Origin of the sequence: Acetobacter aceti NBRC 14818 (assembly GCF_000193495.2) — a bacterium.
Lineage (GTDB): Bacteria > Pseudomonadota > Alphaproteobacteria > Acetobacterales > Acetobacteraceae > Acetobacter > Acetobacter aceti.
Map to the genome: position 1 here is coordinate 535,254 of NZ_AP023410.1, position 12,076 is coordinate 547,329.

Sequence of the window (12,076 nt, forward strand, 5' to 3'; positions counted from 1 at the left end):
CGATGCAGAGCAACGCCGACCTTCCCCAGCACACAACGGCATCCCAGCAGGGCGAGGTCCTGTTGTCGCTGCGTGACATCACCATTGGCTATGGCCCCAAGGTCATTCAGAAAAACATCACGATGGATGTGAAACGTGGCTCCATCTTTGCCGTTATGGGCGGTTCGGGGTGTGGTAAAAGCACCATTCTTCGCAGCATGATCGGACTTCTGCGTCCTCAGGCTGGTCGCTACACGGTCGACGGAGATGATTACTGGGCTGGCCCTGATTCCCACAGAACGGCTTTGAATCGCCGTTTTGGCGTGCTGTTTCAGAGTGGCGCGTTGTGGTCATCCATGACCGTCGGTGAAAACGTCGCCCTGCCACTTGAGATGTTTACCCGGCTCGACAAGGACATGATCCGCAACCTTGTCGAACTGAAGCTGGGTTTCGTTGGGCTTTCCCATGCCATCGACCTCTATCCTTCCGAGATTTCCGGAGGAATGAAAAAGCGGGCTGGACTGGCACGGGCAATTGCTCTTGATCCCGACATTCTGTTTTTCGATGAACCATCAGCCGGACTTGACCCCATTACCTCGGCGCGGCTGGATGACCTCATTCTCAGTCTGCGTGAAGGTCTGGGCGCGACGATCGTCATCGTCAGTCATGAGTTGCCCAGTCTGTTCGCCATCGCTGATGACGGCATTTTTCTCGATGCCCAGAGCAAAACCCCGATTGCCCATGGTTCTCCCCGTGATCTGAGAGATCATTGTACCGACCCACAGGTTCATGCCTTCATGCACCGCGATGCCCGGGTCGATCCAGCGCCCGCTGAACCAGTCAGGAAAGGCACACCTCACAATGGCCAATGATTCAGGCGCAGCCCGTCAAACGATTGTCGGTCTTTTCGTCACGGGGGGCATCGCGCTGAGTGTGCTGGCCTTCATCTTTTTCGGGAACACAAACTTCTTCTCAAGAAATACCCGGGCCGTCATTGTCTTTCAGGATTCAGTTGCCGGGCTGTCTGTCGGCGCACCTGTGACCTTCCGGGGGGTCCGCGTCGGTGCTGTCGACAAGATCACTCTTCGCTATAATCAGTCGACAAATGTTCCGTACATACCGGTGGAGATAAGTCTCGACCCGGGGCAGGTGCATGTCATTGACGACCCCACATCGTCTGGCCACATCAATCTTCCCGAAGTCATCGCGCACGGACTGCGGGCAGAGCAGAATCTTCAGAGTTTCGTAACCGGCACGGTCAGCATCAATCTTGATTTCTTCCCTGGCTCCCCGGCGCCGTTTCACCCCGAGATATCCAGTCTCATAGAAATCCCCACGCATGTGTCGGCCATACAGAAGATGAAGGAAACCCTGTCTGACCTTCCTCTGAAAGAGCTGGCGTCCAACGCCAATGATGCTGTGCTGTCCATTCGTGACGTTGCCGAAAAGCTCAACACCCAGTTTCCGGCGCTCGTGGCCAGTCTTGAGGAAAGCTCGAAGGACTCTCAGCAGACCCTGAAAGCTGCCACAGCGGCTATCAACGATCTGCATGGAAAGCTCAATGTTACCCTTCTCGACATTGATCGGCTGATGCAGACAGGAAATACCCAGCTACGGGATCGTGGGGCTGACCTGCATGCAACATTGACAAGCGCCACAAGAACAGCCGATGAAGCCAGAAAAACGCTGGAAAATGTGGAAAGCATCATTTCTCCGCGTTCGGTCAACCGGGACAATCTGGACTCAGCCCTGCGCGACATTGCAACTGCTGCCGCGTCCCTGCGCGGATTTGCCAGCGATGTTGAACGAAATCCTCAGTTGCTCCTCATGGGACGGCGTCAATAAATCTGATGAAGATGATTGTACATAAAGGGAAACCCATGTCTGGCGCACGAACAAAACTGTCTCTCATGGCTGGTCTGGTTATCAGCGTGTCCCTGACGGGCTGCTCCAGCCCTCCCTTGCATCTTTATACGCTTGAAGGTCCGGCAACGACTGTTCCAGCAGTATCCGGTCCTCTTGCTTCAACAGCACCGGTTCTGGAAATCAGCAGGGTTTCCCTGCCGGACTATCTCGACTCTCAGGATCTTCTGACCCGCGATGGAAGCGCGCTTCAGCGCAGCCCGAACGGACGCTGGGCTGAACGGCTTTCCAACGGGATTACAGACCTGATCACGGTAAGGCTCAGCGCTGCACGTCCTGATATGTTTGTGACTGAACAGGCACCGACAGGCTCGCTTTCCATGTCTCGCCTACGGATTACGATTACCCGTCTGGATATTCCCACATCCGGTCAGGCAACTCTGGATGCCAACTGGACCTATATTTCTGACGATGACCATGTTCCAACAAGAACGGATCGGACGCATGTCACGTCTTCCATAACCGACAATGGCACTGACGAAAAAGTCGTCCAGACAACGAATGATCTTATCAATCAGTTGAGCAGGATGATTGCTTCTTCCTTGCCTCAGTAAATACTTCCTTCGGAAAATTCTGAGGCTAATGTCGTGAAAGTATTCCCCTTTGTTCCGGTTCTTTCACGACAACTAGTTTAAGCTGATCAGCAAAACTTTCAGATAAGTATCTTGTCCAATCAGTAAGTCGCCTTGTGCGACTTTTGTTAAGGATAATTATAAAAGTCGTCCGATTATCCTGACTGATTTACCATCAATTGCTGTGAGCTATCGCTTCATTCCGAAAGCGTCGGTAAGTGTGGATATAGGCCTCAGCAACCTTTTCAATGCCATATCGTGCGCCACAGCGTAATGCAGCTTCCGAAAATGCGGCACGAACGCCGTTATTCATCATCTTTCTGACCGCCTTCACGATAGAAGCCTGAAAAACTTCATCATCAGTCTCCAGCGACAACAGTAGACCTGCCCGATTATTATCGTCATCCGTCATCATTGACCGAACAAAGCCAACATCTGTCGCAATGGCGGGCGTACCAACCTGAAGTGCCTGGATCAATGTGAGAGGAAAAGATTCACCAGGGAATCTCGTAGGTAGCAGCATGCAGTCAGCCAGACGATACAGACCGTTGATGCAGTCCTGATAGCCAAGGAATTGTATTTCAGGAACGTCACCATACTGCGCTTCCAGATCCTCCAGCGCCTCTCCGGTTCCACAAAGTAGCAAATGCACCCTTTGTCCACCTTCTGCCTGATTGAGCTGGCAGACAGCTTCACAGGCCTGTTTCCAGCCTTTCTCAGGGATGCAGCGGCTGGCTACAGCCAGAACAAAGTCGCCGTCAGTCAGGCCAAGCTGTGCGCGGGTCATCGGAAATGGTCGATTATCCAGCGCCATACCGTTACCGATAAAAGAGATATCGCCGACAGGCAGCTTTCCCTTCTGATCCCGCAGATGCAGAAGGTTCTTTTCCGTCAGATAAATCCAGAGCGTCACAGCCTTTTCCAGACGCCGAATGATATTTCTGGAGAATGACACGCATTCATAGGAACCATGCAGCGTCACCAGATAGGGCAGCACTGGAAGTGAACTGTCATCAGGGAAAAACAGTAGCTCACAGAAACAGAAATGCGAATGGATCAGGTCAGCGCGCAGGTCCAGAACATATCGCCATACCCCGACATCTCGCGCGGCATCGGCTGAATAGACAGGGATGGAACGATCCAGAAGTGCCTGTATCTGAGGGTCTTCACCCGTATGCTCATATACCAGAAACGAGACCATTATGCCTTGTTTGACAAGAGCGTTGGCAAGCTGGATCGGAAGAATCTCGCCTCCTCCCAGCTTAAAGCCGAGCACCGCAAAGATAATGTGCTGATCTTCATGCTGACAGGCGAGCACCTGCTCCAGACTGAAAACGCTTTCAAATGGTCCAAGCAGTTGTTCAGCACCCACAAAGGTAAAAGTCGATTTCAGAGCATCAGCAAAGCGCGCTACATGCTCATCGTCCACACCCCATTTGCGGCGAAGATATTCTATGAGTTCCTGATGCTCGCGATAGAAGCGCTCCGTTTTGAAGCTGTTTACTGATGTGTTTTTTTCATGCTGCCTAAAATGTGCAATCGCATCCGGAGAATAAACGATCTGCCCGCCTGCCGCCCACTCCGCATAAAGATACCAGTCGCCCAGAACATGGAACTGCTGCGCCTTTTCCCAGACCTCAAGCCGAACGTCATGACGACGGATCAGACACCCTCCGACATTGGCAATAACATTTGATACAGCAAAGGCATTGGTAAACCACCACCCAGCCGGTTTCACCAACGTCTCATTCCAGATGCCGGGCTGGGCACGCTCTCTGTAACCATCCAGACCGTCCTGAAAATTTCCATGGCGATCACAGTACTGGATACGACCAAACGCTATCTGGACACTGGGATCAACAAAGTGTCGTACCAGTTTTTCTACGAAATTTTCATCTGCGAAATCATCACTCTCACAAATCCAGATGATCTCTCCCTGTGCCGCATCCACTCCTTTACGCCACTGCCGAAATACATTCCCCGAGTTTGTTTCATTGGAAAAAATCTTTATTCTTTCCGGATATTGCTCTTTGAATTTCTCCGCAATTTCAAGACTTCCATCCTGCGAATGATCATCAAGGAAGATAATTTCTATATTTTCATAGGTTTGATTGATGATGGACTCAAACCGCTGCTGAAGAAATTCCGCATGATTGTAGTTGGGAATAATCGCGCTGACCAAAGGTCTGTAAGGTATGGTCTTCAGGCGCTGTTCGTACGGCAATGCAGGACGACCTTCACTCCGACCATGCAAAACCCAGTGCCACAGCGGGTTCATGCCAGCCTGTATGACGTCCGGATATCTGTTTCTGTAATAGTTGGTATCAAAGCTCTCACAGGGATTTAAACCTGCGTCATAACCTGTGGTCAGATAATGTGCGGCAGCAGTAATATTATCCAGATTTTCTTCCGGTATACCTGCCTGTTTGCTGTAATAAGAAACATCAAAAACAGGCGCAATATCAGCCGCAATCATACGCTCTGTTTCGTTGAGGGCATATTCAGTTCGATGATTGCTTCCATCCGTTTCTCCCGTTGAGTCATCCCGGCCCTGCACGACAACCGGCTGGCTGGTGCTGGCGCGGTGACGGACACGCCGCACAGCAGCCCTTACAAGAGGCATTTTTCCCATTAAATAGCGGGCAGGTTTTGTCATCCGCCATGCAGTGCTGTTCTCAACCGCCTTATACCGATGCTCCGTACCCACAAGCTTTTCTGTTAAATCAAGCTTTTCCTCTGATAGTAACGCAATTGTCTGGTCACGCTCATTACAACGAGCGGCGAGAAGGTTGGCATTGTAACACTGCGTAGCAAGATCTGTCGTGAGGACAGCATTCTTTTCACGTTCTTCGAAAAGTCTGCGCGCCAGATCTATGACCTTCACCTTTTCCCTGTCCAGCTCAGTTTCCAGTCTCACAGAACTATATTTCTTATTCGACATGTCCTGAAAAGCGTCGCTTTCTGTCACATGGTTTATGCAGACACCGCGTACAGCCATGGGAAGGTCTGCTCTGGACGCAATCGCGATCAGATACATTGGTTCGGGAACGTCTTCAAACCGGGCAATATCACCTTCAGCCAGCGAAAAACTGATATCCCGGCTTACTGCGTCGGGAAAGTCTATGACTGTCCCGAACATGTTTCTCTGACCACCGAAAACAACATTAGTGAAATACTTCCGCATGAGTTGTTGAAACTCATGACTGAAAAGCTCTTTTACATGAAATTCGTTGGAATAACCCGTTAGCATCGAATAACGATATTTATCGGGACTGGAAATGATCACCACGCCAGATGGTTTCAGGACCCGAACAAATTCCTCAAGCATTTTTTCATGGTCAGCAATATGCTCAATCGTCTCGAAACTAACGATGAAATCAATGCTGGCAGAAGGCAGGGGCAAAGCGCACACATCACCCGTCAGAAATTTTACACGCTCATTCCCGTATTTACGCTGGGCATGTTCCGCAGCGTCACAGGACACATCCACCCCGACAACCGTTCCCGCCTTTGCACCAAGCAGCGCGCTGCCGTAACCCTCTCCCGACGCCACATCAAGAACGGCAGACCCCTCACTGATAATCTCACGCGCAAAGAGATAGCGGTGCATGTGCTCAAGCGCGGTTTCTCCGCGCATGCCAGGCATGAACCGTTCACCAGTGGCATCCAACGTCATGGTAGTTCCTCAGCACCGAATATCTGCCGGTAGAGGCATCGGCCTCAATTATATTATCTCGGTGTTTGTTAGGAGACGGATGAAAAAGCGTCAAGCGAGTGGACTGATCATAAATTGACGCAATAAAAAGAAAACTTCTATAAAACAGCTTGTAAAATACCGCTTTTGATACAGCCCGCTATCAATCCTCGTATTGTTCGTGTGGGATGGCGGTCCGGCCAGAACTGAAATATGATGTCGTCGTGCGGTAGAGGACATTCCAGTCTGATTATCCGGTCAGGGCACTACGCCATGACATATTAAGAACTCCCTTCCCCCCTAGCGTTAACCCAATGGGATACGGCATACCTTACTGATGAAACTTCGTTTTGCTCCCAGCCCGACAGGCATGCTCCATGTCGGCAACGCACGCCAGGCCATTGCCAACGCACTCTTTGCCCGCAAGCATAACGCGACTTTTCAACTGCGGATTGATGATACGGATATCGGTCGGTCTCAGGAAATCTATGTCGCCGGCATCAAGACCGATCTCGAGTGGCTTGGAATTTCGTGGGATGAAACCTTTCGTCAGACAGAGTGTCTGGATCGCTACAACCGGGCCATTGAAGCCCTGAAGGCATCCGGTCGCCTGTATCCCTGCTTTGAGAGCGAGCAGGAACTCGCTGCCAAGCGGGAAATGCGGATCAGATTACGCAAGCCGCCACTTTATGACCGCGCCATGCTCAAGTTGACGGCGGCGCAGCGTGCTCAGGCGGAAGCCAATGGCAAGGTTCCCTACTGGCGGTTCAAGCTGACTGACGCCAGCAAGGGCTGGAAAGACCTCGTAATGGGCAACTGTTCCGTCAAGCTGACCACTGTCTCGGATCCGGTGCTTGTCCGTGCTGATGGCACGATCCTCTACACGCTGGCATCCATTGTGGATGACCTGGAAACGGGTGTGACCCATATCATCCGTGGGGAAGATCATATCACGAATACTGGCGTCCAGCTTGATATAGCGGAAGCGCTCGGAGCCAAGCCGGACCGCTTTACATTCGCGCATCTTCCGCTTCTGCTGGATGAAGGCGGTGGAAAGCTGTCCAAACGCTTTGATTCCATGTCCATCAAAACACTGCGCCGCGACGGTATCGAAGCCGAGGCGATGACGACCTATCTCGCCAGTCTGGGCAGCTCCAAATCTCCTGAACCAATGAGTTTTGATGCCCTTGCTCAGGATTACGATCTGTCATGCATCTCGAAATCTGCTGCACGTTTCGACATGAAGCAGTTGCTCGGCCTCAACAGACGCATCCTCGCCGCTGCCGAGTTTCAGGATGTGCGCAAGCGTTTGCCGGAAGGCGCCACGGAGCAGTTCTGGTTGGCTATTCGAGGCAACATTGAATTGCTCACAGAGTGCCATCACTGGTGGCATGTAACGCACGGAGACATCACTCCTCCTGCGCAGCCGGAAGAGCTGGACTATCTCAGTCAGGCAGCCGACCTGCTCCCGGAAGAACCGTGGTCGGAAGAAACGTGGTCCACATGGACAAAGGCAATTACTGAAGCAACAGGTCGTAAAGGCAAGGCTTTGTTTCGTCCCCTGAGACTGGCTCTTACGGGTGAGGAGCATGGCCCTGAATTGAAAATGCTTCTGCCGCTAATTGGCCGGCAACGCTCCTTGGCCAGACTTGCTCTGACTGTTTAATATTTATTCAAGGCATCTATTCTTTCTGAATATAACGGATAGAATAGATGCTTTTTCTGATAGTGACTCTGGAAGAAACGGAATCTGGGTCACCGAAATACAAGCGTCTTGTATCGTATCAATGCGACCGTAGTCGAATAGCAGTAGGCCTACAGTCTTTTCAATATTAGATAAACACCCTTCGATGCATTCTACTGTGCATAAAATTTAGCTATGCGCGCTACTTGCTATGGTATTTTTGACTTCAGTATAGGTTGCCCCATTCTGTAACAGTGTCATAGCAGCCTCAAGTTCAGCATCGGTAGGCGCACGCACAAAGCTGGTCATATAAAATTGTGTAATCATGGACTGCGCCTCCACTCCATGGGAGAGTGTCGCAATAAAGGTTGCATAAGTTGTACCGTTGGACATCGTATCCTGCCAAGCACTGATCTGGGCAGCAGATGGCGTTATATCCAGAATTTTCTGATATGCGTTCGTGATCATGCCCTGCGCCTCGATCCCATGGCTGATGGTCTTGACCATAATCTGGTAAGTTCCACCGGAAGCAAGATAAGACGCCCATGCATCGATCTGGGCTGAAGAGGCAACAACTCCCGACTTGTCGAGATATGTAGAGGCAATGACCTGGCGGGCCTGCTGTCCTTCAGACACACCATTCACAAGATCACGGTAGGAAGCCCCTTGTGCAAAATAATCCTCCCATGAGCTTATCTCGACTGTTGATGGGGTTACGCCGATCTTCTGCTCATAAACTGCCGCTACAGCAGCATTCGCTTCACTGCCATGCGATACTCCATTAACAAGGGCAGTATAATTTGCGCCATTTATAAAAAAATTCTCCCACGCTGAAATCGCGCCACTACTTGGGGTGATACCAATTTTCTGCTGGTAGACATTCGTAATAATTGACTGTGCTTCTATGCCGGAAGAAACAGAGGAAACGAGAGTATTGTATGTCCCTCCATTCTCCAATTCATTCTCCCACGCACTGATTTCATTCGCACCAGGCGTATAATTCAGCTTGCTGGAATAAACGGAAGAAATGATGGATTGCGCCTCAATCCCGTGGGTGACGCTCTGCAAAGCTGTGGTCAACGTGACACCTTCTCCTGTCATGGCGTTTTCCCACGACGAAACCTGAGGATCGCTAGCCGTAAGGGTGAGGCCAAGCTTGTCAGAATAAAGGGAAATAATCGCATCAGTCGTTTGATCGCTGCTGATTATATCGTTTTTGAGGCTCCCAAGCGTATCTTGTTTGGCTAGAAGAGCCTGACCTTGGGTTATGATACTATTTGATGCCTGCTCGCCGGTGTAATCAACAAAATACGAACTCAGTGTCTGGTAGGCTTCACTGCTATAAGCCAACGTGGATACAAGCCCAGAATAATTTGAGTACATGAATCCTTCAGAGCCCAAAGGAGAAAGGGTTATCTGGGAAGCATAAGTCGTCAGTTCTGCCGAGGTCGGATCACGACCAAGCACTGACTGAAAAACCCAAGAGATACTTTGATTAGTCAGAGCACTTTGATCGTTAGTTACAAAGAAAGGCGTCGTTGGTGACAGCGAAGATGACCATACAAAATTAGTATCATTGATTGTGTCAGCAGCAGCGGTTGATGAAGTCACCAGCATCGCTGACTGCGCACTAAGAAACTGTATTGCGCCAGTCGAGGATGAGTTTGCAGCGGCAGAGGATGTACCTGAGCTGACTGCACTCGATGTCGTGCCGGAAGACGACAGTACATCTGCCGCATTACTGACTACACCGCCCGTCTGAGTATAGTCAGGGGAGGAAAGACTGCCTGAAGTAGTTGTATCAGTTGATGTTGAACCTGCATAACCGGCAGCAAGAGCATCCGTTGTGGATGATGTCGAGACCGTACCCGCAATAACCTGATCATTGGTTGAGTCACCAGTTGTGCTGCTCGACAGCAGCAGGGAGGTATCGGTCATTCCCAGCCTGTTCTTTGTATAATGCCGGAATTTTTATTGCGCTAACGGCTTCCGGATTACGTTTAACGATTTATTATCGATACAAAAGAACTTATTAACTAGTCAACAAAACAATTGTATAATTTTTTATAATTCAATCATTTATTGTAAATTGTGTACATTCCACAACACTAATTACTCTCCGTTTCTCATATTTTATAAAAATATTTAAATGATTATTTTTTTATTTCAGAAAAGACTCATTCTCAACGCGATAATTGATATATTTTTCAATTATTTAAGTAGGAAATTATGGACGCCCGGAACGGTGATAGGGATGCCCGGCCGCGATAGCGCGCGCTCTGTAAATCTGTTCCACCAGCATGATACGGACCAGCATATGCGGCCAGGTCAGACTTCCCAGAGAGATCGTTGCATCGGCACGCGACACCACGGCTGCATCAAGACCTTCCGCTCCACCGATAATGAAACAGATATCGCGCCCGGTCTCGAGCCATTCGCCCAGTTTTTGCGAAAACACTTCGCTCGACATGAGCTTTCCTGCCAGATCGAGCACCACCACAAATGCACGGTTAGAGAGGGCGGATAAAATCGTCTCCCCTTCCCGGCGCTTGATTTCCGCCGGGCTCCCCTTTCCATCAGGCAGTTCTGTAATTGTGAGTGACGGATTCAGGCGTTTGACGTAACGCTCCACAAGCGCCCGCTCATGACTATCCTTCATCCGCCCTACAGCAATCAGGCGCATTTCAAAAAAGCCCCCTGATTACTTCGTCCCGAACAGCCGGTCTCCCGCGTCACCCAGTCCCGGACAGATATAACCGTGATCATCCAGTTCACGGTCAATCGAACATGTGATGATCCGCACGTCAGGATGAGCTTTCTGAAGGCAGGCGATGCCTTGAGGGACAGCAAGCAGGCAGACGAAAATAATCGAAGAGCATCCAGCGTTTTTAAGGCGATCAATTGCCGCAACCGCGCTGTGCCCCGTCGCCAGCATCGGATCGACGGCAATGCAGATACGTTCACCGATATCGTCCGGCAACTTCATGTAATATTCAACAGCTTCCAGGGTTTCGGGGTCCCTGTACAAACCAATATGCCCGACACGCGCTGACGGAATCAGATCAAGCATGCCATCGAGAATACCATTTCCCGCTCGCAGGATCGAGACGAAACAGAGCTTCTTGCCCGAGAGTTCCTCGCCTTCCATCGTCTCCTGTGGCGTCTCGATGGTCACAGGTTCAAGCTTGAGATCTTGGGTCGCTTCATAGGCGAGCAACAAGCTCAACTCACGCACCAGTCGCCGAAAACCGGCCGTTGATGTCGTGCGGGCTCTCAGATGCGTCAACTTGTGACGGACAAGAGGGTGACGGACGACAGTAACCATATCAGTCGTCATGTCGGTGTTCTCGGCTGAAGTCATTTCAAATAGTACCTGAATTAGCGGAATCTTCGGGCTGGAAGTCCAGAACCAGACCATTCATGCAATAGCGCAGCCCGGTAGGAGGTGGGCCATCGGGAAAGACATGACCGAGATGGCCTTTGCATTTAGAGCAGAGCACCTCGTTACGGATCATGCCGTGACTGACATCCTTTCGCTCTTCGATTGCGCCGGGCAGCGCATCGAAAAAGGAAGGCCAGCCGCTACCGCTCTCATACTTGGTGTTCGCCGTAAAAAGAGGATTTCCGCATCCCGCGCAGCGATACACGCCCGGACGTTTTTCGTGGTTAAGCGGGCTTGAGCCCGGTCGCTCTGTCCCGTGCTCACGCAGAATACGCACCTGATCCGGTGTGAGAGTTCCACAAACGGCTACGGGTGTGGGTTTTTGAACCATTGCCGTGACTTCCCTGAAACCGCACACATCGGCGGTATGACCGATGTAACGTCATCGTCAGAAAATACATACCCCTCTGTCAAACAGCAGGCAGCAATTTCTGCACGAAATCGTGATGCGAGAATTATTTTAATCCGCAACTCTCCACGCAGACAGCGTTGAGTCTTCGTCAGCATTTTTATGAAACAAACAGGAGAACTCGAGATGAGTGAGAAAAAACCTCCCGTATGCGGGACATCAACCTCCAGCAAGTCCACGAATGAAATTCTGGATGACGAAGGCAAAGGCTCCTTCCCAGCGAGTGATGCGCCTTCATCCGGAAAAATAACCGGGGCCAATGACTGCGTCGATGACGATTCAGATGAGACTGAGGAAAAGAAGGACGAGGATGCTCACAAACATCCCTGAACCTTCCCGTTCTCAGTGGGGATGACTTGGAAGCTGCTGCGTC

General features: G+C 50.7%; 10 protein-coding genes. 5 read left to right on the forward strand and 5 right to left on the reverse strand.

What is annotated here, in order from left to right; genetic code table 11:
• The first annotated feature begins 2 nt into the window (after positions 1-2).
• From EMQ_RS02445 to EMQ_RS02455, 3 genes are read left to right on the forward strand one after another with little or no spacing between them, the layout of a single operon-like run.
• A complete protein-coding gene (locus EMQ_RS02445) occupies positions 3-851 on the forward strand; it encodes an ABC transporter ATP-binding protein (protein WP_010668240.1) in 849 nt (282 codons plus the stop codon).
• Positions 841-1,824: an MlaD family protein gene (locus tag EMQ_RS02450; RefSeq protein WP_010668239.1), complete on the forward strand. Its 984-nt coding sequence runs from the start codon at positions 841-843 to the stop codon at positions 1,822-1,824. The genes EMQ_RS02445 and EMQ_RS02450 overlap by 11 nt, the downstream gene beginning before the upstream one ends.
• A 35-nt stretch (positions 1,825-1,859) precedes the next feature.
• Positions 1,860-2,456, forward strand: a complete 597-nt coding sequence (locus tag EMQ_RS02455) for a PqiC family protein (RefSeq protein WP_018308521.1) — start codon at positions 1,860-1,862, stop codon at positions 2,454-2,456.
• Between the two features lie 193 nt (positions 2,457-2,649).
• On the opposite strand, the gene EMQ_RS02460 is transcribed toward EMQ_RS02455, so the two are convergent.
• Positions 2,650-6,150 (reverse strand): glycosyltransferase, encoded by a 3,501-nt coding sequence (locus tag EMQ_RS02460; RefSeq protein ID WP_010666253.1) that lies wholly within the window; start codon positions 6,148-6,150, stop codon positions 2,650-2,652.
• A 355-nt stretch (positions 6,151-6,505) separates the two neighbouring features.
• Here EMQ_RS02460 and gltX point away from each other — a divergent pair, with 355 nt between their 5' ends.
• Positions 6,506-7,834, forward strand: coding sequence for a glutamate--tRNA ligase (gene gltX, locus EMQ_RS02465; RefSeq protein ID WP_010666254.1), 1,329 nt, complete (start codon positions 6,506-6,508; stop codon positions 7,832-7,834).
• A gap of 207 nt (positions 7,835-8,041) precedes the next feature.
• On the opposite strand, the gene EMQ_RS02470 is transcribed toward gltX, so the two are convergent.
• The 4 genes from EMQ_RS02470 to msrB all read right to left on the reverse strand — a co-directional run bounded on the left by EMQ_RS02470 (position 8,042) and on the right by msrB (position 11,625).
• The gene (locus EMQ_RS02470) at positions 8,042-9,790 is read right to left on the reverse strand and encodes a hypothetical protein (protein WP_132012040.1); all 1,749 of its coding nucleotides are present in this window, start codon (positions 9,788-9,790) and stop codon (positions 8,042-8,044) included.
• Positions 9,791-10,079: 289 nt separating this feature from the next.
• Positions 10,080-10,535: a 23S rRNA (pseudouridine(1915)-N(3))-methyltransferase RlmH gene (locus EMQ_RS02475; RefSeq protein ID WP_010666942.1), complete on the reverse strand. Its 456-nt coding sequence runs from the start codon at positions 10,533-10,535 to the stop codon at positions 10,080-10,082.
• An 18-nt stretch (positions 10,536-10,553) separates the two neighbouring features.
• Entirely contained in the window at positions 10,554-11,213 is a 660-nt protein-coding gene (upp, locus tag EMQ_RS02480) for a uracil phosphoribosyltransferase (protein ID WP_010666941.1), read from the reverse strand.
• Position 11,214: 1 nt separating this feature from the next.
• The gene (gene msrB / locus EMQ_RS02485) at positions 11,215-11,625 is read right to left on the reverse strand and encodes a peptide-methionine (R)-S-oxide reductase MsrB (RefSeq protein WP_010666940.1); all 411 of its coding nucleotides are present in this window, start codon (positions 11,623-11,625) and stop codon (positions 11,215-11,217) included.
• A 204-nt stretch (positions 11,626-11,829) separates the two neighbouring features.
• Here msrB and EMQ_RS02490 point away from each other — a divergent pair, with 204 nt between their 5' ends.
• Positions 11,830-12,033 carry a hypothetical protein gene (locus EMQ_RS02490; protein ID WP_010666939.1) on the forward strand — a complete coding sequence of 68 codons (204 nt, stop codon included), beginning with the start codon at positions 11,830-11,832 and terminating at the stop codon, positions 12,031-12,033.
• The last annotated feature ends 43 nt before the right edge of the window (positions 12,034-12,076 follow it).

What these genes read in the sequence shown, in the direction of transcription:
- EMQ_RS02460 (WP_010666253.1), bottom strand. Translation starts at nt 6,150, where the DNA reads ATGACGTTGGATGCCACTGGTGAACGGTTCATGCCTGGCATGCGCGGA.
- gltX (WP_010666254.1), top strand. Translation starts at nt 6,506, where the DNA reads ATGAAACTTCGTTTTGCTCCCAGCCCGACAGGCATGCTCCATGTCGGC.
- EMQ_RS02490 (WP_010666939.1), top strand. Translation starts at nt 11,830, where the DNA reads ATGAGTGAGAAAAAACCTCCCGTATGCGGGACATCAACCTCCAGCAAG.
- EMQ_RS02470 (WP_132012040.1), bottom strand. Translation starts at nt 9,790, where the DNA reads ATGACCGATACCTCCCTGCTGCTGTCGAGCAGCACAACTGGTGACTCA.
- msrB (WP_010666940.1), bottom strand. Translation starts at nt 11,625, where the DNA reads ATGGTTCAAAAACCCACACCCGTAGCCGTTTGTGGAACTCTCACACCG.
- EMQ_RS02450 (WP_010668239.1), top strand. Translation starts at nt 841, where the DNA reads ATGGCCAATGATTCAGGCGCAGCCCGTCAAACGATTGTCGGTCTTTTC.
- EMQ_RS02455 (WP_018308521.1), top strand. Translation starts at nt 1,860, where the DNA reads ATGTCTGGCGCACGAACAAAACTGTCTCTCATGGCTGGTCTGGTTATC.
- EMQ_RS02445 (WP_010668240.1), top strand. Translation starts at nt 3, where the DNA reads ATGCAGAGCAACGCCGACCTTCCCCAGCACACAACGGCATCCCAGCAG.
- EMQ_RS02475 (WP_010666942.1), bottom strand. Translation starts at nt 10,535, where the DNA reads ATGCGCCTGATTGCTGTAGGGCGGATGAAGGATAGTCATGAGCGGGCG.
- upp (WP_010666941.1), bottom strand. Translation starts at nt 11,213, where the DNA reads ATGACTTCAGCCGAGAACACCGACATGACGACTGATATGGTTACTGTC.